The organism is Rhodococcus sp. 4CII, assembly GCF_014256275.1.
In the GTDB taxonomy this organism is placed as follows: Bacteria; Actinomycetota; Actinomycetes; order Mycobacteriales; family Mycobacteriaceae; genus Rhodococcus_F; species Rhodococcus_F wratislaviensis_A.
The window spans coordinates 1274057-1296654 of sequence record NZ_JACCFE010000002.1 but is presented as its reverse complement, the minus strand read 5'-3'; the positions used below and the strand labels follow the sequence as shown (position 1 = coordinate 1296654).

24 protein-coding genes are annotated in these 22598 nt (G+C 68.8%); 16 read left to right on the top strand and 8 right to left on the bottom strand.

Annotated elements, in window-relative coordinates; all coding sequences use genetic code 11:
- Window positions 1–15 precede the first annotated feature (15 nt).
- Window positions 16–969: a 2,3,4,5-tetrahydropyridine-2,6-dicarboxylate N-succinyltransferase gene (gene dapD / locus H0B43_RS06910; RefSeq protein ID WP_185728727.1), complete on the bottom strand. Its 954-nt coding sequence runs from the start codon at window positions 967–969 to the stop codon at window positions 16–18.
- Between the two features lie 143 nt (window positions 970–1112).
- Here dapD and H0B43_RS06905 point away from each other — a divergent pair, with 143 nt between their 5' ends.
- The 11 genes from H0B43_RS06905 (at window position 1113) to H0B43_RS06855 (ending at window position 10554) form a co-directional block, all read left to right on the top strand.
- A complete protein-coding gene (locus H0B43_RS06905; protein WP_185728728.1) occupies window positions 1113–2066 on the top strand; it encodes an SMP-30/gluconolactonase/LRE family protein in 954 nt (317 codons plus the stop codon).
- A gap of 35 nt (window positions 2067–2101) precedes the next feature.
- A complete protein-coding gene (dapE, locus tag H0B43_RS06900) occupies window positions 2102–3175 on the top strand; it encodes a succinyl-diaminopimelate desuccinylase (protein ID WP_185728730.1) in 1074 nt (357 codons plus the stop codon).
- A gap of 42 nt (window positions 3176–3217) precedes the next feature.
- Entirely contained in the window at window positions 3218–4015 is a 798-nt protein-coding gene (locus tag H0B43_RS06895; RefSeq protein ID WP_185728732.1) for a TIGR00730 family Rossman fold protein, read from the top strand.
- Window positions 4009–4572 (top strand): TIGR00730 family Rossman fold protein, encoded by a 564-nt coding sequence (locus tag H0B43_RS06890; RefSeq protein WP_185728733.1) that lies wholly within the window; start codon window positions 4009–4011, stop codon window positions 4570–4572. Before H0B43_RS06895 ends, H0B43_RS06890 begins: the two co-directional genes overlap by 7 nt.
- An 86-nt stretch (window positions 4573–4658) precedes the next feature.
- Complete coding sequence (locus H0B43_RS06885; RefSeq protein ID WP_185728734.1) at window positions 4659–6434, top strand: long-chain-acyl-CoA synthetase; 1776 nt, start codon at window positions 4659–4661, stop codon at window positions 6432–6434.
- A gap of 80 nt (window positions 6435–6514) precedes the next feature.
- Window positions 6515–7414 (top strand): dihydropteroate synthase, encoded by a 900-nt coding sequence (folP, locus tag H0B43_RS06880; RefSeq protein ID WP_185728735.1) that lies wholly within the window; start codon window positions 6515–6517, stop codon window positions 7412–7414.
- Window positions 7411–8370: a glucosyl-3-phosphoglycerate synthase gene (locus H0B43_RS06875; protein WP_397517485.1), complete on the top strand. Its 960-nt coding sequence runs from the start codon at window positions 7411–7413 to the stop codon at window positions 8368–8370. Before folP ends, H0B43_RS06875 begins: the two co-directional genes overlap by 4 nt.
- A 52-nt stretch (window positions 8371–8422) precedes the next feature.
- Window positions 8423–8734, top strand: coding sequence for a DivIVA domain-containing protein (locus H0B43_RS06870; protein WP_185728736.1), 312 nt, complete (start codon window positions 8423–8425; stop codon window positions 8732–8734).
- The gene (locus tag H0B43_RS06865) at window positions 8731–9303 is read left to right on the top strand and encodes a DNA-3-methyladenine glycosylase I (RefSeq protein WP_185728737.1); all 573 of its coding nucleotides are present in this window, start codon (window positions 8731–8733) and stop codon (window positions 9301–9303) included. The genes H0B43_RS06870 and H0B43_RS06865 overlap by 4 nt, the downstream gene beginning before the upstream one ends.
- A gap of 150 nt (window positions 9304–9453) precedes the next feature.
- Window positions 9454–9621, top strand: a complete 168-nt coding sequence (locus tag H0B43_RS06860) for a DUF3117 domain-containing protein (RefSeq protein ID WP_003936084.1) — start codon at window positions 9454–9456, stop codon at window positions 9619–9621.
- A gap of 90 nt (window positions 9622–9711) precedes the next feature.
- Window positions 9712–10554, top strand: a complete 843-nt coding sequence (locus H0B43_RS06855; RefSeq protein ID WP_185728738.1) for a putative RNA methyltransferase — start codon at window positions 9712–9714, stop codon at window positions 10552–10554.
- Window positions 10555–10563: 9 nt separating this feature from the next.
- Here H0B43_RS06855 and glgA read toward each other — a convergent pair whose 3' ends face one another.
- Complete coding sequence (glgA, locus tag H0B43_RS06850) at window positions 10564–11733, bottom strand: glycogen synthase (protein ID WP_185728739.1); 1170 nt, start codon at window positions 11731–11733, stop codon at window positions 10564–10566.
- A gap of 121 nt (window positions 11734–11854) precedes the next feature.
- On the opposite strand from glgA, the gene glgC reads away from it, so the two are divergent.
- Window positions 11855–13069, top strand: a complete 1215-nt coding sequence (glgC, locus tag H0B43_RS06845) for a glucose-1-phosphate adenylyltransferase (protein ID WP_005239253.1) — start codon at window positions 11855–11857, stop codon at window positions 13067–13069.
- Window position 13070: 1 nt separating this feature from the next.
- Here glgC and H0B43_RS06840 read toward each other — a convergent pair whose 3' ends face one another.
- Window positions 13071–13709 (bottom strand): O-methyltransferase, encoded by a 639-nt coding sequence (locus H0B43_RS06840; RefSeq protein WP_185728740.1) that lies wholly within the window; start codon window positions 13707–13709, stop codon window positions 13071–13073.
- A gap of 282 nt (window positions 13710–13991) precedes the next feature.
- Here H0B43_RS06840 and sigE point away from each other — a divergent pair, with 282 nt between their 5' ends.
- The 4 genes from sigE (at window position 13992) to tatB (ending at window position 17113) form a co-directional block, all read left to right on the top strand.
- Complete coding sequence (gene sigE / locus H0B43_RS06835) at window positions 13992–14624, top strand: RNA polymerase sigma factor SigE (protein WP_185728741.1); 633 nt, start codon at window positions 13992–13994, stop codon at window positions 14622–14624.
- Window positions 14625–14640: 16 nt separating this feature from the next.
- A complete protein-coding gene (locus H0B43_RS06830; protein ID WP_185728742.1) occupies window positions 14641–15003 on the top strand; it encodes an RNA polymerase subunit sigma-70 in 363 nt (120 codons plus the stop codon).
- 94 nt (window positions 15004–15097) lie between these two features.
- Window positions 15098–16618, top strand: coding sequence for a trypsin-like peptidase domain-containing protein (locus tag H0B43_RS06825; RefSeq protein ID WP_185728743.1), 1521 nt, complete (start codon window positions 15098–15100; stop codon window positions 16616–16618).
- Between the two features lie 69 nt (window positions 16619–16687).
- Entirely contained in the window at window positions 16688–17113 is a 426-nt protein-coding gene (gene tatB, locus H0B43_RS06820) for a Sec-independent protein translocase protein TatB (RefSeq protein ID WP_185728744.1), read from the top strand.
- A gap of 66 nt (window positions 17114–17179) precedes the next feature.
- Here tatB and H0B43_RS06815 read toward each other — a convergent pair whose 3' ends face one another.
- The 5 genes from H0B43_RS06815 to H0B43_RS06795 form a co-directional block, all read right to left on the bottom strand.
- Window positions 17180–18316 carry an Mrp/NBP35 family ATP-binding protein gene (locus tag H0B43_RS06815; protein ID WP_185728745.1) on the bottom strand — a complete coding sequence of 379 codons (1137 nt, stop codon included), beginning with the start codon at window positions 18314–18316 and terminating at the stop codon, window positions 17180–17182.
- Window positions 18317–18339: 23 nt separating this feature from the next.
- Entirely contained in the window at window positions 18340–19218 is an 879-nt protein-coding gene (locus H0B43_RS06810) for a lytic murein transglycosylase (RefSeq protein ID WP_185728746.1), read from the bottom strand.
- Between the two features lie 289 nt (window positions 19219–19507).
- On the bottom strand, window positions 19508–20656 hold the full coding sequence (locus H0B43_RS06805; protein ID WP_185728747.1) for a lytic murein transglycosylase: 1149 nt from the start codon (window positions 20654–20656) through the stop codon (window positions 19508–19510).
- 116 nt (window positions 20657–20772) lie between these two features.
- Window positions 20773–21294, bottom strand: coding sequence for a DUF1003 domain-containing protein (locus H0B43_RS06800; RefSeq protein WP_185728748.1), 522 nt, complete (start codon window positions 21292–21294; stop codon window positions 20773–20775).
- A complete protein-coding gene (locus H0B43_RS06795; RefSeq protein ID WP_185728749.1) occupies window positions 21291–22562 on the bottom strand; it encodes a magnesium transporter MgtE N-terminal domain-containing protein in 1272 nt (423 codons plus the stop codon). Before H0B43_RS06795 ends, H0B43_RS06800 begins: the two co-directional genes overlap by 4 nt.
- Window positions 22563–22598: the final 36 nt, after the last annotated feature.

Sequence of the window (22598 nt, the reverse complement as noted above, 5' to 3'; positions counted from 1 at the left end):
GTGCCGCTCACAGTGTCAGTCGTTTGCGTGCAGAGCCGCGTTCAGTTCCACGCCGGTTCCCTTCCACGGCACGACCTCGACTGCACCGGAGACGGAGTTGCGGCGGAAGAGCAGATTGGACTGGCCGTTGAGGTCCTTGGCTTTCACGACGGTGCCGTCCGGGCCGGTGACCTTGGTGCCCGCGGTCACGTACAGACCGGCCTCGAGCACGCAGTCGTCGCCGAGCGAGATACCGAGACCCGCGTTGGCGCCGAGCAGGCACCGCTTGCCGACGGAGATGGTCTCCTTGCCGCCACCGGACAGGGTGCCCATGATCGACGCGCCCCCGCCCACATCGGATCCGTCGTCGACGACGACCCCCGCGGAGATCCGGCCTTCGACCATGGAGTTGCCGAGCGTGCCGGCATTGAAATTGACGAAGCCCTCGTGCATCACGGTGGTGCCGCTCGCCAGGTGGGCGCCGAGGCGCACGCGGTCGGCGTCGGCGATACGGACACCGGACGGGACGACGTAGTCGACCATCCGAGGGAACTTGTCGACACCGAACACGGTGACCACGCCGCGGATCCGCAGACGCGAGCGCACCTTCTCGAAGCCCTCGACCGCGCAGGGGCCGAAGTTGGTCCACACCACGTTGGACAGCAAGCCGAACAGACCGTCGAGGTTGACGCCGTGCGGCGTCACGAGGCGGTGGGAGAGAAGGTGAAGGCGCAGGTACGCGTCGTGGGCGTCGGCGGGCGGCGCCGACAGGTCGGCGATGGTGGTGCGCACCACGACCTGGTCGACCTCGCGTGCCTCGTCGGGTCCGGCGAGAAGTGCCAGATCGGAGGGGATGTCGCCACCCTCGATCCGCTGGGTCCCCGCCTCGGCGAAGTTCCCCAGCTCGGGCGCCGGAAACCAGGTATCGAGAACGGTGCCGCCGACGGTCACGTTGGCGATGCCTACTGCTGATGCTCCCTGTGTGCTCACGGCACTAGAGGTTACTGCCTCATTACTCGCACATTCCGAGCCGGTCGTTATCAGCGCGTGATCGATTCGAAACCGAGCGGGTTCGGGCGCGATGGGAGACGATGCACGGGCTGTTTGCAAACCCTGTCGGGAAGGTTGTGAGAATGCGCGTTCCACAGTTCGGTCGTTCCTTGCGAAGCACGCTGCGGGTGGCCGCGGCGGGTGCACTCCTCGCCGGGGCGGTCTCCGTCGCGGCCCCGTCGATCGCGGTCGCCGCGCCGACCTGTCCGGGCGCGGGTCAGGCGCCCGTTCGAGTGGGCAGTATTCCGGGTGCCGCGCTCGAGGGTGCGACGGTCGACGGCGCGGGCCGCCTCTACACCACCGACCTCGTCAGTGGTCGCGTCTTCCGGCTCGACGCCCCCGGCGCGGCGGCCGTGCCCGTCGCGACGGTGCCGAGCGGCGGCGCGGGCGCACTCGCATGGGCGACGGACGGATCACTGCTCGTCGGGTACGGCGCGGACGCCCGGGTGCTTCTCGGCGACGTCCTCCGTCCGGGCGCGATCGCGAAGCTGAACACCGCGACGAACGTGCTCACGCCGTTCGCCTCGGGGCTGAGCGCGGCGAACGGGCTCGACGTGACGGCCGACGGAATCGCATACGCCACCAACGACTTCGGCACCCAGATCGGCCGGGTGTTCCCGGACGGCCGGGTCGAACCGAACTGGGCGACGCTGCCCAGCGCGAACGGTGCGGTGCTGGGTGCCGACGACCGGTACCTGTACGTGTCGCGGACATTCGTGAATCCGGGGGTGAGCCGGATCCCGCTGGCGAACCCGGGCGCGCCGGAGAGCATCCTCGACCTGACCGGTGGCGACGTCCTCGCCGCACCCGACGGCCTGACGCTGGACTCGAAGGGCCGTCCGGTCGTACCCGCCAACGCCCGCGGCGAGATCTGGCGGATCGACGCGCCGGGACGGTACTGCGTCCTCGGGTCGGGCCTGCCGACCTCCAGCGTCGTCACCTACGGAAAGGGCGCTACCGGCTTCGCCGCCGGGCGCCTGTACCGGGTCGGCTTCGACGGGGCGATCTACGAGATTCCCGGCGGGGTCGACGCCTGAGCACCCGTGACGGGGCGTCCGCCTAGGGTGGACGGGTGAGCACACTCGACCTCCACGCCGACCCCATCGACCTCACCGCCGCACTGGTGGACATTCCGAGCGTCTCGCACGACGAGTCGGCGATCGCCGCCGCCGTCGAGTCGGCGCTGCGGGAACAGACCACCGGGTTCGAGATCATCCGCAACGGCAACGCGGTGCTCGCCCGCACCGACCGGGGGCTGCCGAGCCGGGTGATGCTCGCCGGCCACCTCGACACCGTGCCGATCGCCGACAACGTGCCGTCGCGGCGTGAGGGCGAACTGCTGCACGGCTGCGGAACGGTCGACATGAAGTCGGGGGACGCGGTGTTCCTGCATCTCGCCGCCACCGTGGAGTACCTCGCGCACGACCTGACGCTGGTGTTCTACGACTGCGAGGAGATCGCGGCCGTCCACAACGGGCTCGGCCGGATCGAGCGCGAGATCCCCGAGTGGCTGCGGGCGGACGTCGCGATCCTCGGCGAGCCGACGGGCGGGCTCATCGAGGCGGGCTGCCAGGGCACGTTGCGGGTGACGCTCACCACCCGCGGCACCCGCGCGCATTCCGCGAGGTCGTGGCTCGGCGACAACGCGATCCACCGGTTCGCCCCGGTCCTGCAGCGGCTGTCGGACTACACGGCGCGGTCGGTGGACATCGACGGCTGCGTCTACCGGGAGGGGTTGTCCGCAGTGCGGATCGCCGGGGGAGTGGCCGGCAACGTCGTGCCCGACGCGGCGGAGATGGACGTCAACTTCCGCTTCGCCCCCGACCGCAGCGCCGAGCGGGCGATCGACCACGTGCGGGAGGTCTTCGACGGGCTCGAGCTGGGGTTCGAGGTCACCGACCTGTCGCCGGGCGCCCTGCCCGGATTGAGCGATCCGGCGGCCGCGGCCCTCATCGAGGCGGCCGGCGGGCAGTTCCGCGCCAAGTACGGGTGGACCGACGTTTCGCGGTTCTCCGCGCTCGGCATCCCGGCCGTCAACTACGGTCCCGGCGACCCGAACCTCGCCCACAAGCGGGACGAGCACGTGCCCGTGCAGCAGATCACCGACGTGACGGCGGTGCTGCGCGCCTATCTGACCGCGTCGTGACTGCCCGGTGCCCCTGGCGGGCCAACCGTTAGCCTGGGGCGCATGGCACCCGAGAAGAACAATTACGGTCGGAAGTCCTCGTCCGTGAAGCACCGGGGTCCGGTGCAGTTGAGGCGCGCCCGCAAGGACGAGACCACCACCGACGAGCAGTTGCTCGACGAGCGGGGGCGGACCGACTGGGTGCACACCGACCCGTGGCGGGTCCTGCGGATCCAGAGCGAGTTCGTCGAAGGGTTCGGTGCCCTCGCCGAGGTGCCGCGTGCCGTCACCGTGTTCGGGTCCGCCCGCACCGAGCCAGGTCACCCCGAGTACGAGGCGGGACGGGCGCTGGGTGCACGCCTGGCCGAGGCCGGATACGCCGTCATCACCGGTGGCGGCCCCGGTGTCATGGAGGCCGCCAACCGCGGCGCCAGCGAATCGGGTGGATACTCCATCGGCCTCGGCATCGAGTTGCCGTTCGAGCAGGGCCTCAACGAGTGGGTCGACCTCGGCATCAACTTCCGGTACTTCTTCGCCCGCAAGACGATGTTCGTGAAGTACTCGCAGGCGTTCATCTGCCTGCCCGGCGGCTTCGGGACGCTCGACGAGCTGTTCGAGGCGCTGACCCTGGTGCAGACGCGCAAGGTCACCCGGTTCCCGATCATCCTGTTCGGCACCGAGTACTGGTCCGGGCTGGTGGACTGGATCCGCGGAACCCTCGAACACAGCGGCAAGATCTCGGAGGGCGACGTCAACCTGCTGCACGTCACGGACAGTGTGGAGGAGGCGGTGCAGATCGTCGTACGCTCGCAGCAGGGTGTCGACGAGGCTGCTCTGCTCGGAACGGAGGACCAGTGGTGATACCGGAAGGCGTTCCGTCGCAGCCGTTCTCGGTGTGCGTCTACTGCGCCTCGGGGCCCGTGGGCGACCACTTCCTGGAACTCGCCGCCCAAGTGGGTGCCGAAATCGGTAAGCGCGGTTGGCAACTCGTGTCCGGCGGCGGCAACGTCTCGATGATGGGTGCGGTGGCCGAGGCCGCCCGGGCCGCCGGTGCGACGACCGTCGGGGTGATCCCGAAAGCGCTGGTGCACAGGGAAGTCGCCGACGTCGATGCCGACGAGCTGGTGGTCACGGACACGATGCGCCAGCGCAAGCAGGTCATGGAGGACCGGGCCGACGCGTTCGTCACGCTGCCCGGCGGCATCGGCACGCTCGAGGAGCTGTTCGAAACCTGGACCGCGGGTTATCTCGGCATGCACGAGAAGCCCGTCGTCCTGCTCGATCCGCACGGTCACTACGCGGGGCTGCTGGACTGGCTCGACGGGCTGCGCGGGGGCGGGTTCGTCGCGCAGCGCGCCCTCGATCGGCTGCTCGTCCGGACGGATGTCGGGGCGGCACTGGACGCCTGCGTCTCCTGAGGCCCGATCGTCCGTCCGCGTCGTGGCGCGCGTTGTTACCGTGCAGTAAGGTGACCTGACTCATACTGCACGCCCGAGGGGATGTCATGCGTTCTGAAGCTCGTTCGACGATCAGCCTGGTCGACCTCGCCTGGCGGCTGCCGGCCATGATCCCGGAGCTGCCGATCATGGCGAAAGGGGTTCTCGGACTGATCCGGACCCCCGACGCGAAGGAATCGATCGGGCTCGTCTTCCAGCGCGCGGCCGCGGCGCACCCGCGCCGCACCTTCCTGCGGTTCGAGGGCAACTCGCTCAGCTACCGGAACGCGAACATCCGGGTCAACCGGTACGCCCACGTCCTCGCCGACCTCGGGGTGTCCCGCGGGGACGTCGTCGGGATCCTGGGCAAGAACGCACCCGAGACGCTGCTCATCGCGCTCGCCGCCGTCAAACTCGGCGCCGCCGCCGGGATGCTCAACCACAACCAGCGCGGAGACGTCCTCGCACACAGCATCTCGTTGCTCGAGAGCCGGGTGCTGGTGGTGTCCGAATCCTGCGGCGAGGCCGTGGATTCGCTCGACGAACCGCCCGCCGCGGCGTCGGTGCTGTACTACGACGACCTCGACCGGCTCGCGGAGAGCGCCGCCGACGACAACCCCGAGGTGTGCGAGCAGATCCAGGCCCGGGAGAAGGCCTTCTACATCTTCACCTCGGGCACCACGGGATTGCCCAAGGCGAGCCTGATGAGCCACTTCCGCTGGCTCAAGAGCATGTCCGGGCTCGGCAACATGGGAGTCCGGCTCCGCGGCAGCGACGTCCTCTACTGCTGCCTTCCGCTGTACCACAACAACGCGCTGACGGTCTCGCTGTCGTCGGTCCTGGCATCGGGTGCCACACTCGCCCTCGGAAAGCAGTTCTCGGCGTCCAAGTTCTGGGCCGACGTCGCACTGAACCGGGCCACCGCATTCACCTACATCGGTGAGCTGTGCCGCTACCTGCTGAACCAGCCCGAGCAGCCCGGCGACCGCGACAACGACATCCGGCTGATGGTCGGAAACGGTCTCCGCCCGGAGATCTGGACCGAGTTCACCACCCGGTTCGGGATCTCTAGGGTCGCCGAGTTCTACGGCGCGAGCGAGTGCAACATCGCCTTCGTCAACGCTCTCAACGTCGACAAGACCGCGGGCATCTGCCCCCTCCCGCACGCCGTCGTCGAGTACGACGAGGACAGCGGATCGCCCCGACGGCACTCCGACGGCAAACTCCGCAAGGTCCGCACCGGCGAGGTCGGGCTGCTGCTGTCGAAGGTCACGGACCGGGCCCCGTTCGACGGGTACACCGACGAGGAGGCCACCGACAAGAAACTCGTCCGCGACGGATTCGACGACGGCGATTGCTGGTTCGACACCGGCGACCTCGTGCGCCGTCAGGGGTGGTCGCACGTCGCGTTCGTCGACCGGCTCGGCGACACGTTCCGCTGGAAGGGCGAGAACGTCGCGACCACCGAGGTCGAGGGCGCGCTCCTCGCGCACCCCGCGGTCGAGCACGCCGTCGTCTACGGGGTCGAGATCCCCGGAACCGACGGTCGCGCGGGGATGGCCGCCGTGACCCTGCACGAGAACGAGGAGTTCGACGGCCGGGACGTGGCGGAGTTGCTGTTCTCCCGGCTGCCGTCATACGCGGTGCCGCTGTTCGTCCGCGTCGTCGACTCGCTGGAGCAGACGTCGACGTTCAAGAGCCGCAAGGTGGAACTCCGCAAGGAGGGCTACGAGGTCGAGGACACCGAGACGTTGCACGTCCTGGCCGGGCGCAGCGACGGTTACAAGCCCTCGTACGACGGATATGTCGACGAGGTCGCGAAGGGTGCGCTGCCGCGCCCGTGAGTGCTTATTAGCCGCCGGACGTCGACAGGTACTCACGAGCGCCGACGGCGCAGCGAAACCTGCGTGCCAGTATTGACGCCATGGCCGAGAGACAGTTACCGCCCGAGCCCGACTGCCCGTCGCCCACGCTGTGCGGGCGCCCCGTAGCGGTCGATCGTGCGCTCGTGATGGCCATCGTGAACCGGACACCCGATTCGTTCTACGACCGCGGTGCCACCTTCGCCGACGCCGCGGCGATGTCGGCCGTCGAGCGGGCCGTCGACGAGGGCGCCGACCTCGTCGATATCGGCGGCGTGAAGGCCGGGCCGGGTGACATGGTCGACTCGGCCGAGGAGACCCGGCGGGTGGTGCCGTTCGTGGCCGCGATCCGCGAGCGCTACCCGGAATTGCTCATCAGCGTCGACACCTGGCGCAGCGACGTGGCCCGGCTGGCCGTCGCCGAGGGCGCCGATCTCATCAACGACACGTGGGCCGGTGCCGACCCGGCACTGGTCGAGGTGGCCGCGGAGACGGGCGCCGGCATCGTCTGTTCCCACACCGGGGGAGCGGTCCCGCGGACCCGGCCGTTCCGCGTCCGCTACTCCGACGTCGTCGCCGACGTCCTCGACGAAGTGGTTCGGGCCGCCGACAACGCGGCCCGGCTGGGGGTGCCCGCCGATTCGATCCTCATCGATCCGACCCACGATTTCGGGAAAAACACCTACCACGGGCTCGAGTTGTTGCGGCGAGTGGAAGATCTTGTAAATACGGGATGGCCAGTGCTCATGGCGCTGAGCAACAAGGACTTCGTCGGGGAGACTCTAGGTGTAGATCTCGTCGAGCGGTTGGAGGGAACATTGGCAGCGACAGCTATGGCCGCCGCAGGAGGCGCCCGCGTCTTCCGTGTCCACGAAGTTGCCCCCACGCGTCGAGTGGTGGACATGGTGGCCGCGATTCAGGGCCGACGCGCACCGTCCCGCACCGTGCGGGGGCTGGCATGAGTGCCGTGGGGGCCCGGGCGGCCCGTACGATGGTGGCGGAGGAGCGGCCCCCGCGTTCCTGGGCCGAGGCGAACAGCTGGGACCAGCCGTCGTGGAGCATCGCCGAACTCGAACGGGCCAAGGCGGGGCGCACCGTGTCGGTGGTCCTGCCCGCGCTCAACGAGGAGGAGACCGTCGCCGCGGTGGTCGACACCATCCACCCGCTGCTCGGCGGTCTGGTGGACGAGCTGATCGTGCTCGATTCCGGCTCGACGGACCTGACGGCGGACCGGGCGCGGGCGGCGGGTGCCACCGTGATCAGCCGGGAGGAGGCAGTTCCGGCGTTTCCTCCCGTGGCGGGCAAGGGTGAAGTGCTGTGGCGATCGGTCGCCGCGAGCACCGGCGATCTCATCGCGTTCGTCGACTCGGATCTGATCAACCCGGATCCGGCGTTCGTCCCGAAGTTGCTCGGACCGCTGCTGACGGCGGACGGCATCCATCTGGTGAAGGGCTATTACCGGCGTCCGCTCCGCCTCAGCGGGACGGAGGACGCCAACGGGGGCGGCAGGGTGACGGAACTCGTGGCCCGGCCGATGCTGGCCTCGCTGCGTCCGGAACTGACGTGCGTGCTGCAGCCGCTGGGCGGTGAGTACGCGGGCACCCGGGAGTTGCTGTCGGCGGTCCCGTTCGCCCCCGGCTACGGCGTCGAGATCGGGCTGCTGCTCGACACCTACGACCGTCTCGGCCTCGGTGCGATCGGCCAGGTCAATCTCGGGGTGCGTAAGCACCGCAACCGCCCGCTGTCCGAACTCGGGGTGATGAGCAGGCAGATCATCGGCACGATGATGCGCCGCTGCGGAGTGCCCGACTCCGGCGCGGGGCTGACCCAGTTCCTGGTGGACGGCGACTCGTTCGTTCCGACCACGACGGACGTCGCGCTGGCCGATCGTCCGCCGATGAACACGGTGTGCCCCTGACCGCGCACACCTCAGGGAGGATGCTGTCGGACGTCCGTGACAGGATCGGAGCATGGTGACAGCCCTGCTCTATCTGCTCGTCATGGCGTTCGTCGGCGCGATGTTGTTCCTCGCCGCCAGTGCGGTGTTCGGCCGTTCCGAGGAGCTCGCGCCGCTGCCGCCCGGCACCACGCTCACCGCCCTGCCTGCCGAGGGCGTGACGGGTGCCGACGTCGAGGCGTTGCGGTTCCAGCAGACGCTGCGGGGATACAAGGCCAGCGAGGTCGACTGGGCGCTGGCCCGGCTGGGACGTGAAATCGATTCGCTGCGTGAACAGTTGGCCGCGGTCGAAGCCGCGTCCGAAGATCCGGGTGACGTCCGATGAGCGCCGAGGACCGGGTGCGGTGCGCGTGGGCGGTCGACACGGACGGGTCCAGGCTGTACCGCGACTACCACGACCTCGAGTGGGGTCGCCCATTGCACGGCCGCGACGAACTGTACGAACGGCTGTGCCTCGAAGCGTTCCAGTCGGGACTGTCGTGGATCACGATTCTTCGCAAGCGGGACGCCTTCCGGGAGGCGTTCGCCGGGTTCGACCCGGAGGCGGTCGCGCGGTACACGGAACGGGACGTCGAGCGTCTGCTGGGGGACGCGTCGATCGTGCGGAACCGGGCCAAGATCGAGGCGTCGGTGAGCAACGCGCGTGCCCTCCTGGAGTTGTCGGACACGGACCTCGACACGCTGCTGTGGTCGTTCGCCCCGCCGCCGCGTCCGAGCCGTCCCGCCACCGTGAACGACGTCCCCGCGGTCACACCCGAGTCCACCGCGATGGCGAAGGAATTGAAGCGCCGGGGTTTCAAGTTTGTGGGCCCTACCACCGCGTACGCGCTCATGCAAGCCACCGGGATGGTAGACGATCACGTCGCTGCCTGCTGGGTGCCGATCGCCGCCTGAACTGCCGGTGGACCTGCCTATTTGTGACTCAGGTTCCCGGTACTCGTGTCCATAGGGAAGAATGGATGACACAAGCCTCGCCGAGTGTTGGCGGGGTGCCAAAATTTGTCGAGGCGCAAGCAGGCAGCGCAGATCTGGAGGGAGCAGAGGATGGCGGCCATGAAGCCCCGGACCGGGGACGGTCCCCTCGAAGCAACCAAAGAGGGACGAGGAATCGTCATGCGGGTTCCGCTCGAGGGTGGTGGACGTCTGGTTGTCGAGCTCACCCCGGAGGAAGCTGCCGCACTCGGTGAAGAGCTCAAGGGCGTCACCAGTTAGTCGAGTGCGGACAGACCCTCACAGGGCAGGCCCCGTCGCCGTTGTCGGTGCGGGGCCTGCCTCATGTCCGGGACGAGGAGGCGAACGTTCGTGCTGGCCGATGTGATCGACCTGCTGGCGTGCCCGCAGTGCCGGGCGAGCGTCGAACTCGACGAGGGTGCGATCCTCTGCGACGCAGGGCACTCGTTCGATGTGGCGCGTCAGGGCTATGTGAGCCTGATGACCGGGGCCGGTGGCAAGTTCGACGGCGACAGTCCCGACATGATCGCCGCGCGCGCGGAGTTCCTCGGCGGCGGCAGCTTCGACCCGTTGATGGACGCGGTCGCCGACGCGGTGGTGGCCGGCACCGAGCCCGGTGCCGACTCGCGAATCCTCGAGATCGGCGCGGGCACAGGCCACTACCTGGCGCGCGTTCTCGACGCCGTCCCGTCCGCGCGGGGGATCGGTCTCGACGTGTCCAAGTACGCGGCGCGGCGGATCGCCCGGGCGCACCCGCGCGCCGGAGCGGTGGTTGCCGACGTGTGGCAACACCTTCCGGTGCGCGACCACGCCCTCGATCACGTCCTGTGTGTGTTCGCGCCCCGCAACGCCGACGAGGCGCACCGGGTGCTGGCCGAGTGTGGCTCCCTGGTGGTCCTCACGCCCACGGAGCGGCATCTGGGTGAGCTGGTGGACCTGCTCGGCATGGTCCGGGTGGACGACCGCAAGGTCGAGCGGCTCGGCGCGGCGATGTCCGGGCGGTTCGAGCGCACCGACCACGTCGCCGTGGAGTATCCGATGTCGTTGTCGCACCTCGACGTCACCCGGCTCGTCGGAATGGGGCCGTCGGCGCGGCACCTCACACCGGACCGGCTCGCTTCGTCGATCGCGGCCCTCCCGCAGGAGTATCCGGTGACGGCGTCGGTGACGGTGTCCACCTACACCCGGCTCTGAAATCCCCGGTCAGCGCCGCGACAGCGCGTCCTGGTACACGTCGAGCGTCTGTTGTGCGATGGCCGCCCAGGAGAACTCGGCGATCGCGCGTGCCCGCCCGGCCTTTCCCATGGCCGCAGCGGTGCCCACGTCGGAGGTGATCGCGTTGACCGCCTCCGCCAGCGCGTGTTCGAATGCCTCCGGCTCGTACGAGTTGTAGTGCACCAGACGGCCGGTGACCCCGTCGTCCACCACCTCCGGGATACCGCCGACGTCGGACGCCACGACCGCGGTCTCGCAGGCCATGGCCTCGAGGTTCACGATCCCCAGCGGTTCGTACACGGACGGGCACACGAAGACGGTTGCGGCCGAAAGGATCTCCCGCACCTGTTCGGTAGGCAGCATCTCCCGCACCCAGAACACGTTGCCGCGGTGCGCCGCCAGGGCGGCGACTGCCTGTTCGGTCTCGGCGGCGATCTCGGGTGTGTCGGGTGCGCCCGCGCACAGCACCAGCTGGATGTCGGGCGCGAACTGGTGTGCGGCCGCGATCAGATGCCCGACGCCCTTCTGCCGGGTGATCCGGCCGACGAACGCCACCATCGGCTGGTCCGGGTCGACGCCGATCTCCGCGAGCGCGGACTGCCCATGAGCTGCCGGTCCCGCGTGCCAGACGGAGGTGTCGATCCCGTTGCGCACCACATGGACCCGGTGCGGGTCGACGAACGGATACGCGTCGAGGACGTCGAGTCGCATCCCCGCGCTCACGGCGATCACCGCGTCGGCGTGTTCCACCGCGTTGCGCTCGGACCAGGACGAGATGCGGTAGCCGCCGCCCAGCTGCTCCGCCTTCCACGGCCGCCGCGGCTCGAGGGAGTGCGCGGTGAGGATGTGGGGCACGTCGTACAACGCGGAGGCCAGATGGCCCGCGAGGCCCGTGTACCAGGTGTGGGAGTGCACCACGTCGACGCCGGTTGCGGCGTCGGCCATGCGCAATTCGGCGGACAGCGTCGCGAGCGCCGGATTGGCCCCTGCCAGCGCGGGGTCGGGAGTGTGCACGACCGCTCCGACGCGCGGAGCGCCCATACAGTGCACGTCCACCTCACAGAGCTGCTTCAACTGAGCAACCAGTTCGGTGACGTGTACACCCGCACCGCCGTAGATCTCCGGTGGGTATTCCTTGGTCATCATCGCCACCCGCACCGGCCTAACCTAGCCGTCCGGGCCGCTTCGGGCCACCGCTCTCGGACACATTCAGGTATCGGAGAAACGGTGACTCGGCGCTTCGCTGGCGGGGGGAGTGGCTGCCGGATAGGTTGACAGGGTGAGGAGCCAGCCACATGTGCTTGGAATCGTGCTCGCCGGCGGCGAGGGCAAACGTCTCTATCCGCTCACCGCGGATCGGGCGAAGCCCGCTGTGCCTTTCGGAGGCGCCTACCGGTTGATCGATTTCGTGCTCAGCAATTTGGTCAATGCGGGATACCTCCGCCTGTGTGTGCTGACGCAGTACAAGTCGCACTCGTTGGACCGCCACATCTCTCAGACGTGGCGACTGTCCGGGTTCGCGGGCGAATACATCACTCCCGTTCCCGCGCAGCAACGTCTGGGTCCGCGCTGGTACACCGGTAGTGCGGACGCGATCCTGCAGTCGCTGAACCTCGTCTACGACGAGGACCCCGAGTACATCGTGGTGTTCGGCGCAGACCACGTGTACCGGATGGACCCGGAGCAGATGGTGCAGCACCACATCGAATCGGGCGCCGGAGTGACGGTGGCCGGGATCCGGGTGCCGCGCAGCGAGGCATTCGCGTTCGGCTGTATCGACAGCGACGAGTCCGGGCGCATCGTGCAGTTCCTCGAGAAGCCGGCGCATCCGCCGGGAACCCCGGACGACCCCAACATGACGTTCGCGTCGATGGGTAACTACGTGTTCACCACCAAGGTGCTCGTCGACGCCATCCGGGCCGACTCGGAGAATTCCGACTCCGACCACGACATGGGCGGCGACATTATCCCCGCGCTCGTCGAGGCGGGCGAGGCGTCCGTGTACGACTTCAAGGACAACATCGTCCCCGGCGCCACCGACCGCGACCGGGGTTACTGGCGCGACGTCGGGACGCTCGACGCGTTCTACGACGCGCACATGGACCTCGTGTCGGTCCACCCGATCTTCAACCTCTACAACCGCCGCTGGCCGATTCGCGGGGAGACGGAGAACCTGGCACCCGCCAAGTTCGTGCAGGGCGGACTCGCGCAGGAGTCGGTGGTCGGCGCCGGGTGCATCCTGTCGGCCGCCACGGTCCGCAACTCCGTCCTCAGTTCCAACGTCATGGTCGACAGCGGTGCCACCGTGGAGGGCAGTGTCCTCATGCCGGGCGTGCGGATCGGCAAGGGCGCCGTCGTGCGCCGCGCGATCCTCGACAAGAACGTGGTCGTCGGCGACGGTGAGATCATCGGCGTCGACCTCGAGCGCGACAAGCAACGCTTCGCCGTCAGCAACGGGGGAGTCGTCGCCATCGGCAAGGGTGTGTGGATCTAGCTCACAGCTTGGACGCGCAGAGCAGGCCGTCGCCGATCGGCAGGAACACGCGGATCAGCTGGTCGTTCTCGGCGAGCGCCTTCGCCGCCTCGCGGACGGCGACGGTCGCGGCGTCACGCTGGCTCGGATCGACGACGCGACCCCCGTGCAGGGCATTGTGCAGCACGATGGCGCCCCCCGGACGCAGCAGTCGGACGCCCTCGCGGACATAGTGGGGGTGATCGACCGGTGCGCTGTCGACGAACACCAGGTCGTAGGCCCCGTCGGCGAGGCGCGGCAGGACGTCGAGTGCCCGGCCGTTGATCAGCCGCGTCCGGGCGGGTGCGATCGCGTTGGTCCGGAACGACAGCTTGGCGGCCCGCTGGTGTTCGGGTTCACTGTCGATGGTGGTGAGGACGCCGTCCTCGCGCATTCCCCGGAGCAGCCACAGGCTGCTCACGCCGGCGCCGGTCCCGACCTCGACGACCGTCTTGGCGTCCAGCATGCGGGCAAACAGGGCGAGGGCAGCACCGACCGCGGGAGGTACCGGCGCGGCACCGAGGTCGTCCGCCCGCTCCCTGGCCGCACCGAGGGCCTCGTCTTCCCGGACAGCCCCTTCTGCGTGGGTGAGTATCCGTTCGGCGTTTGTCTGCACGCACATGAGGTTATCGGGGTCTCGTCATCGCCGCTGCGAGGCGCGCTCGACACAATCCCCCGACACGCTCGTCCGCGATTCTCAGGATTAGCTCAGCTTGCTCACACCCCGCACATATCGCGGTGGGAAAGAGTATGACCAACGCCAGATCCGAAGACCGCCCGGCGGGGAGATCACGACGACGGAAGAAAATCCGGTGGCCCGGGAACAAATCCCGGAACCCGGGAGTTGACGCCTATACCACGTCCAGTGATCTGCGGTCCTGAGTAGGAGGATCCACTTAACTCGATGAGCAACCACTCGATGGCTCCAGACGAGAAGAACACCGATGGGCAGCCGTCGGAAGCCGAGCTGACGGGCACCGCTGTGTTCGATGCCACAGGCGAGAAGTCGGCCATGCCGTCCTGGGACGAACTCGTCCGCGAGCACGGTGACCGGGTGTACCGGCTGGCCTACCGGCTGTCGGGCGACGCGCAGGACGCCGAGGACCTCACCCAGGACACATTCATCCGTGTCTTCCGGTCGCTGTCCGATTACCAGCCCGGCACGTTCGAAGGCTGGTTGCACCGCATCACCACCAACCTATTCCTCGACATGGTCCGCCGTCGTAACCGCATCCGCATGGAAGCGCTGCCGGAGGACTACGATCGTGTCCCGGCCGACGGGCCGAACCCCGAGGAGATCTACCACGACGCCCGCCTGGACGCGGATCTGCAGGCAGCGCTCGATTCTCTCGCCCCGGAGTTCCGTGCCGCGGTCGTGCTGTGTGACATCGAAGGACTGTCCTACGAGGAGATCGGTGCCACACTGGGTGTCAAGCTCGGAACCGTGCGCAGCCGTATCCACCGCGGCAGGCAGGCTCTGCGTGATCATCTGGCTGTGAACGGAAAGGTTGACTCCGATCAGATCGGCGTCGGGTAGTTACCAGGAGGGACGAATGACGCAGGGGCGTGTACCTCGCCAGTTTGGCTCCACCGAACACCTGGCGAGTGAGGCCATCGCCGCCTACGTCGACGGCGAACTCCGCATGTCCGCCTATCTCCGGGCCGCCCATCACCTGTCCATCTGCGCCGAATGCGCGTTCGAGGTCGATTCTCAGCAGCAGGCGCGGCGGGCGCTGCGCCGCAGCGGCGACGTCGCGATGCCCTCGGGCCTTCTCGGTCTGCTGAGCCAGATTCCCAGCTGCAACCAGGGCGATCCCGCAGACAAGCCCCCGTTCGGCGCCCACTCCGCGGATTCGCCGGTCACGAGCGAGTACTCGATCACCAGCCGGATCTGGTCCCGGCGCCGGCGCCGTTGAGCGCATCCGGACCGACCACGGCGGTGTCCGCGCCCGCGGGACCATCGGTGATACTGGGGCGCGTGACGGACGCACACGAGGGGGACACGACAGCGTGACGGCGGATTACAAGACTCCGGGTCCCGGTACGACCGCACCCGACGGTCCCGCGTCGGAGGAGTCGGGCACGCTTCGCCCGGCCGATGCGCCGCGGCTCGATCCGCGGCCCGTGTACCGGCCGAACATCGACGCGGCGTCCAGTCGCGCGTTCGGCAGACCGGGCGGCGTCACCGGTTCGTTCGCCCCGTCGGATACCAGGCGTGAGAGCGAATTCCGCACGGCCGGGGCGCCGGACCCGGTGCTCGCGGAGGCGTTCGGCCGTCCCGAGGGCGAGACGGACACCATCCAGAGAGATCCCCACGAGAAGCCCGCGACGCCGGTGGACGCAGCCCCGCCCGCCGACCCCTGGCGCGATCCCGCGGCGGGCGTCGAGCTCGGCTCCCCGGCGTTGCACCCCGAAGAACGCTCCCGCCCGCCCGCACCTGCACTCAGTGCCCGCGAGGTCCTGTTCGGCGGCAAGGTAGCCCCGAAGGCCCTCGTCACGCTGGGCGGACTCGCACTCGCGATCGGCCTGGTCGGCGGGCTCCTCGCCGCCGTGATCACCGCCGACCGCAGTTCGCTCACCAGTCGGAGCGTCACCCTCGTCCAGGGCGGCGGCGACGAGGACCTCGGGCAGTCGCCCGTCGCGCGGGTCGCCGATGCCGTCCTCCCCGCCGTCGTGTCCATCCAGGTGGCGGTCGGCGACCAGGGCAGCACCGGTTCGGGTGTCGTCATCGACGGTGCCGGCTACATCGTCACCAACAATCACGTCATCTCCGCCGCGGCCACCGCGCCCGACGGCGGCAAGATTCAGGTGATCTTCTCCGACGGCACCAAGGCCGATTCGCAGATCGTCGGCCGCGACATCAAGACCGACCTGGCCGTCCTCAAGGTGTCGGCCGACAACCTGACGGTCGCGGAACTCGGCAAGTCCGGGGACGTGCAGGTCGGTGAGGACGTCGTCGCCGTCGGCTCCCCGCTCGGCCTCAGCAAGACCGTTACCCGCGGAATCGTCAGCGCCCTGCACCGCCCGATGCGGTTGTCCGGGGAAGGCTCCGACACGAATGCCGTCATCGATGCCGTCCAGACGGACGCCGCCATCAACCACGGCAACTCGGGCGGGGCGCTCGTCGACGACACGGGGCGGGTGATCGGCATCAACACCGCCATGCTCAGCGAGTCGGGTGGATCGGTCGGCCTCGGATTCGCGATCCCGATCGACGACGTCACGACGGTCGCGCAGACACTCATCCGGGACGGGCAGATGCATCACCCGGACATCGGCGTCAACGCCCGCACGGTCGTCAACGACAACACCAGCGGCGCGCAGGTGGCCAATGTCCGCTCGGACAGTCCGGCCGCGCGGGCGGGTGTGGTCGAGAACGATGTGATCGTGAAGGTCGGCGACCGCACGGTCACCAGCGCCGATGAACTCGTCGTCGCCGTCAACCTGCAGAAGATCGGCGAACCCGTCCGGGTTCAGCTGATCCGCGAGGGTCGACTGGTCGATGTCGACGTGACCCCGGCGTCCGACTGACTCGAGAGGTTGCTGTGAGATCGCTCCGCCATCTGGGCACCGACCCGCACCGCACAGTAGGCTGACCACGTGTTCGGCAACATTGGTTGGGGCGAGTTCATGGTCCTCCTCGTCGCGGCTCTGGTCATCTTGGGACCCGAGCGGCTGCCAGGTGCGGTCAGCTGGGTTACGAAATCTCTGCGGCAGGTCCGTGAGTATGCGAGTGGCGCGAGCCAGCAGCTCAAGGACGAGCTCGGTCCGGAGTTCGAGGATCTTCGCAAGCCGCTGTCCGACCTCAATCAGCTGCGCGGCATGACTCCGCGCGCCGTCATCACCAAGCATCTGCTCGACGGTGACGATTCGATTTTCACCGGCAACTTCGACAAGCCGAATCCTGTGTCGTTCGACAAATCGGGAACAAAAGCGGTGAGCGCCGACCCGTCGACGCCCACCGCACCGCAGAACAAGCCCCTGACGGCCGGCGAGCGTCCCCCGATCGACCTCGACGCGACATAGGCGCTTCGCGCTCGTGCGCCTTTTCGGTTGCTGGAACAACCAGAAAGGCGCACGGGCGCGGAGCGCCTAGAGGTGGCGGGTGGTGTCGATTCCCAGCGACATTCCCGCGAGTCCACGCTTGCGCACGGCCAGCTTGTCCGCGATGTCGCGGAGCGCCGACGCGGCCGGTGAGTCCGGGTGGCCGAGGACGATGGGAACTCCGCCGTCGCCGCCCTCACGGACCGCCTGCTCGAGCGGGATCTGGCCCAGCAGCGGCACCTTCGCGCCCACGGCCTTGGTGAGACGGTCGGCGACGGCCTGGCCGCCGCCGGAACCGAAGATGTCCATCCGGCTGCCGTCCGGCATGTCCATCCAGGACATGTTCTCGACGACACCGACGATGCGCTGACGGGTCTGCAATGCGATGGCACCGGCGCGCTCGGCGACCTCGGCCGCGGCCTGCTGCGGGGTGGTGACGACGAGGATCTCCGCGCCCGGGATCAGCTGAGCGACGGAGATGGCCACGTCGCCGGTGCCGGGCGGCAGGTCGAGGAGCAGAACGTCCAGATCGCCCCAGAAGACGTCGGCAAGAAACTGCTGCAGCGCGCGGTGCAGCATCGGACCCCGCCACACCACCGGAGTGTTGCCCTGGGTGAACTGGGCGATGGAGATCATCTTCACGTCGTGTGCGACGGGCGGCATGATCATGCGTTCCACCTGCGTGGGCTTGGCGTCGGTGCCGAGCATGCGGGGAACGGAATGACCGTAGATGTCGGCGTCGAGAACGCCCACCGACAGCCCGCGCGCCGCCAGTGCGGCGGCCAGGTTGACGGTGACGCTGGATTTGCCCACGCCGCCCTTTCCGGACGCGACGGCGTAGACGCGGGTGAGGGAGCCGGGCTGGGCGAACGGAATGACCGGTTCGGCCGAGTCGCCGCGCAGCGACTTACGGAGTTCGGTGCGCTGCTCGTCGCTCATCACGTCGAGTTCGACTCGGATCGCGCCGACGCCGGGAACATCCGCGACAGCTTTGGTGACGCGGTCGCTGATCTCGGTCCGCATCGGGCAGCCGGCGGTGGTCAGGTAGATCGCGATGTCGACGCTGTCGTCGGCTGCGATGTCGACGCTCTTGACCATCCCGAGTTCGGTGATCGGTTTCCGGATCTCGGGATCCTGGACGCGCGCCAGGGCGCTACGTACAGCGGACTCGCTCAGGACTGACATGACTCAATCGTAAGGATGCGCGCTCAGTGGATGCGCGGCAGGTCCGCGGCCGCCGGGATGATGCCGCTGGAGTAGCCGGCCGACCACGCGAGCACGTTGGCCACGTAGGCGGCGGAGTTGTTGTAGCGGTGCACCGCCTTGGCGGCCTGAATCGGGTCGCGAACGTCCAATCCGCCGTCGCACAGGTACTTTCCGGTGGTCAGCGCGGAGTCGAAGAGGTTCTGCGGATCGGCGACGCCGTCGCCGTTTCCGTCGCCCGCGTAGTGGTTCCAGGTCTCGGGCAGGAACTGGGTGGGTCCGACGGCGCGGTCGTAGTTGGGGTCGCCGTCCAGCTTGCCGCCGTCGGTGTCGCGGATCACATTGTTGCCGCCGAGCGACCCGTCGAGGACGGGGCCGAGGACGGGTTCGAGCATGTTGCCCTTGTCGTCGGCCTTGCCGTCGTAGGCGTGGGTGGACTCGACGCGGCCGATTCCGGCGATGAGCGTCCAGTACATGTGGCAGTTCGGTTGTTCGACGGCGAGCATGCGCTCGGCGTTCTGGTAGGCCGCGACATTGATCGCCGGGATGCCGAGTGCGCCCTGGGCGATGCTCGTCGGGAGGGGAGGGGTGGCCTGGACGGGCGCGAGTGCCGGCGGGGCGGCGGCCTCCTGAGCTGCGGGCGCAGCTTCCGCGGCGGTCTCGGCTACGGGAGTGATCGACTCCGCGGCCTCGGGAACGGCGGCGGGCGCCTGCTCGGCGACGTCGGCGGCCTCGGACGAGGAGCTCGTGGAGAGGAAGGGCACCTTGGGTGCGGCGCCGGCCGTGTTGGCTGCGGTGATCAGTCCGATGGGGACGAGTCCGGTAAGCGCGATGACCGAATTGCGGCGGATATGGGAGTCCGTCTTCTTGTTGTGCCGACCCACTCGATTGCCTCCTGCAACCCCCGTCTCGGGGTGTTCCGTTCAACTGACCGGATCGAGGCTACCTGATTCGATACATTTCCGTTATCCAACCGTGATCAAACGAAGTTGCATCGGGGGCTTCCGTTACTCGGAATGTACGTACGCGAGGGTAACGAACACGACAAGGTCACGCCAGGACCGAACGTGGCCGAGTGTCGAGTCACCGCCCGGCCGGACCGACCGGGCTACCGGCAACACGCCGCCGCGCGCCCTGCGAGAAAGCAGAGCGCGCGGCGAAACGGGGAGTGAACTACCGGGGAACGGTGGCCGGTGGCACCGCCGCTGCGGGCGCGAGCGGATCGGGTGCGGGCGATGCCGGGGCGGCGGGATCGGCCGGCGCGCAGAAGATCAGACAGGGCAGCTGCGGCAGCGGCGGAAGCCCGGGAATCGGCGGGGCCGGAGCGGGCGACGCGGGGGTGGCCGCACCGTCGGTGGCGGGCGAGGGCGTCGTCGCGAGATCACGGGTGAGGTCGGACCCGCCGGCGGCGGCGTCCGCGAGATGTCCGGGCGTCGGGGAGGCCGCCCCCGACAGCTGGCTCGGGGTCGGGGTGCCGCCGTTCTTGTAGGCGTTCGACCAGGTGATGACGTTGGCGGCGTAGGCGGCCGAGTTGTTGTATCGCAGGACCGCGCGGGTTTCCTGGAGGGGATCGCGGAGGTCGAGATTGCCCGTGCAGAGGTACCGGGCGGCGGCCAGCGTCGCATCGAAGACGTTGTTGGGGTCGGCCACGCCGTCGGCGTTGCCGTCGGACGCGTACTTGGCCCACGTGGACGGAATGAACTGCATCGGGCCGACGGCGCGGTCGTGAGCGGGGTCGCCGTCGGTGGCGCCGCGGTCGGTGTCCCGGATGACCTCGTTGCCCGCCAGCCGTCCGTCCAGAACCGGTCCCAGGATGGGGGTCAGGGTGGTGCCCACCGAGTCGGTGCGGCCGCCGCCGGCGTGACCCGATTCGATGCGGCCGATACCGGCGAGCAGATGCCACGGAAGTCCGCACTGCGGGGCCTCCGCCATCATCTCGAGTTCCGCGGAGCGGTATGCGTTGAGCACGATCTCCGGGATGCCCAGGGCGCTGAGGACCACCGGTGCGGCGATGAGTCCGGTGCCGGACGGCGACGTCGGAGATGTGGGATTTGTCACGGGAGGCACGGGCAATGGCAGCGGCGGCGGGGGCGCTGCCCGCTGCGAGCGCGCGACCCGCGGCATCGGTGCGACGAGACCGGACGGCGGAAGATATGCGGCCTGCGGGATGGTGCCCGCGATAGTCGACGTCCCGGCCGTGGCGCTGAGGGCGGTGGTGCTCACCGCCGCGTCACTGACCGCAGGACCGCCGGTGGAGGAGCCGAGAGTGGCGACGGCGCCCACCGTCAGGGCAGTCACCGTCAACAGTCCACGTATCCGCACTCGATCACCCCCTGCGGTGCTCTTCGTTTCGGCACACCGCATACATCCGAGAAGATGTGACTGACGTTACATATACGTGATCGGCGCTGCCGGAGATTGCGGGGATTCGCCGGCGCTCATTTCCGTCGGGGGCGGGTGTCGTCCTCGTCGGCCAGCAGGGTCTTGATCTCGTCGAGCTCGCGCCGCAGGTAGTCGCGGGTGGCGACCTCGCCGATCGCGATGCGCAGAGCCGCCAGTTCCCGGGCGAGGAACTCGGTGTCCGCCTTCGTCTGCTCGGCGCGCGAACGGTCCTCCTCGAGGGACACACGGTCGCGGTTCTCCTGGCGGTTCTGCGCCAGCAGGATGAGCGGCGCCGCGTACGCCGCCTGGGTGGAGAACGCCAGGTTGAGGAGGATGAACGGGTACGGATCCCACTGCAGCCGGACGGCGAAGACGTTGATGACGATCCAGACGATCACGATCACCGTCTGGATCATCAGGTAGCGGCCGGTGCCGAGGAAGCGGGCGAAGTTCTCGCTGGCCCGCCCGACGGCCTCCACGTCGTATGTGACCCGGAAGCGCCGGGTGCCGCGCGGGGTGTCGAGGCGCTGTCGATCGGACAGGCTCCGGGCGGCTGCGCTGGGTGCCTTCTCGCTCATCCGTCGATCTCCTCTTCACGCCAGTCCTCGGGGAGCAGGTGGTCCAGGACGTCGTCGACGGTGACCGCTCCGATCAGGTGGTCTTCGGCGTCGACCACCGGCCCGCACACCAGGTTGTAGGTGGCGAAGTAGCGGGTGACGGACGTCAGGGAGTCTTCGGGGGCCAGCCGCGGCATGTCGGTGTCGAGCAACCCGCCGACCAGGCTGGCGGGCGGCTCGCGCAGCAGCTTCTGCAGGTGAACGCAGCCGAGGTAGCGCCCGGTCGGTGTCGCGGTCGGTGGACGGACGACGAACACCATGCTCGAGAGGGCGGGGGTGACGTCGGAGATCCGGGCACGGGCCAGGGCCTCGGCCACCGTCGTCGAGGCCGTGAGGACCACCGGCTCCGGGGTCATCAGACCGCCCGCCGTGTCGGGGGAATGCTCGAGGAGGCGGCGGACCGGCTCGGAGTCCTGCGGGTCCATCAACTGCAGCAGCGATTCGGCCTCGGTCTCGGGAAGCTCGCCGAGGAGGTCGGCGGCGTCGTCGGGGTCCATGGCCTCGAGGACGTCGGCGGCCCGCTCGACCTCGAGGTGCATGAGCAGATCCGTCTGGTCGTCGGACGGCAGTTCCTGGACGACGTCGGCGAGGCGTTCGTCGTCGAGTGCTAGTGCGAGTTCGTGGCGGCGCTTCTCCGGCAGGAGCCGCATCGCGTTCGCGACGTCGGCCGCGCGCATCCCCTCGAACTGGGTGAGCAGCGCCGACACGCCCTGGCCGGGCATCGCCAGGTCGGTCTGCGTGAGGCCCTGGACGTGCTGCCACTCGACGACGTGCATGGCGGCGCGCCTGCCGAGCCGGCCGCGGTGGCCGCGCACCGCGACCTTCGACACCACCCAGTCCCGGGTGCGGGTCTGCTCGATGCCGAGATCGACGACGATGATGTCGGCGTCCCACAGCTCCTCGAGTTCCGGGTCGTCCACGCGCACGTGGGAATCCGCCACCTGGGCGAGCGCGAGCACCTCGCCGGGTCGCTGCTGGAATCGGCGCAGACTGACGTTGCCCGTCGTGAGCGTGACGGAGCTCGGTTCGATGGCGGTGACACGGAGCATCGGGACGAAGATGCGTTTGCGCGTGAACAATTCGATGACCAGTCCGAGGACGCGCGGCTGCTGCCTGCCGACGCGGGCGGTGATCACCACGTCCCGGACGCGCCCGATCGACTCCCCGTCCGGGCCGAGCACCACCAGGCCGGCCAGCCTGGCTGCAAAAACCTTGTTCGCAGCTGCCATGATTGCCAGGCTAGATCCTTGTGCAGAAATACAGGC

What these genes read in the sequence shown, in the direction of transcription:
- H0B43_RS06905 (WP_185728728.1), top strand. Translation starts at nt 1,113, where the DNA reads ATGCGCGTTCCACAGTTCGGTCGTTCCTTGCGAAGCACGCTGCGGGTG.
- H0B43_RS06895 (WP_185728732.1), top strand. Translation starts at nt 3,218, where the DNA reads ATGGCACCCGAGAAGAACAATTACGGTCGGAAGTCCTCGTCCGTGAAG.
- H0B43_RS06885 (WP_185728734.1), top strand. Translation starts at nt 4,659, where the DNA reads ATGCGTTCTGAAGCTCGTTCGACGATCAGCCTGGTCGACCTCGCCTGG.
- folP (WP_185728735.1), top strand. Translation starts at nt 6,515, where the DNA reads ATGGCCGAGAGACAGTTACCGCCCGAGCCCGACTGCCCGTCGCCCACG.
- H0B43_RS06875 (WP_397517485.1), top strand. Translation starts at nt 7,411, where the DNA reads ATGAGTGCCGTGGGGGCCCGGGCGGCCCGTACGATGGTGGCGGAGGAG.
- H0B43_RS06870 (WP_185728736.1), top strand. Translation starts at nt 8,423, where the DNA reads ATGGTGACAGCCCTGCTCTATCTGCTCGTCATGGCGTTCGTCGGCGCG.
- H0B43_RS06865 (WP_185728737.1), top strand. Translation starts at nt 8,731, where the DNA reads ATGAGCGCCGAGGACCGGGTGCGGTGCGCGTGGGCGGTCGACACGGAC.
- H0B43_RS06860 (WP_003936084.1), top strand. Translation starts at nt 9,454, where the DNA reads ATGGCGGCCATGAAGCCCCGGACCGGGGACGGTCCCCTCGAAGCAACC.
- H0B43_RS06840 (WP_185728740.1), bottom strand. Translation starts at nt 13,709, where the DNA reads ATGTGCGTGCAGACAAACGCCGAACGGATACTCACCCACGCAGAAGGG.
- sigE (WP_185728741.1), top strand. Translation starts at nt 13,992, where the DNA reads ATGAGCAACCACTCGATGGCTCCAGACGAGAAGAACACCGATGGGCAG.
- H0B43_RS06830 (WP_185728742.1), top strand. Translation starts at nt 14,641, where the DNA reads ATGACGCAGGGGCGTGTACCTCGCCAGTTTGGCTCCACCGAACACCTG.
- H0B43_RS06815 (WP_185728745.1), bottom strand. Translation starts at nt 18,316, where the DNA reads ATGTCAGTCCTGAGCGAGTCCGCTGTACGTAGCGCCCTGGCGCGCGTC.
- H0B43_RS06800 (WP_185728748.1), bottom strand. Translation starts at nt 21,294, where the DNA reads ATGAGCGAGAAGGCACCCAGCGCAGCCGCCCGGAGCCTGTCCGATCGA.
- H0B43_RS06795 (WP_185728749.1), bottom strand. Translation starts at nt 22,562, where the DNA reads ATGGCAGCTGCGAACAAGGTTTTTGCAGCCAGGCTGGCCGGCCTGGTG.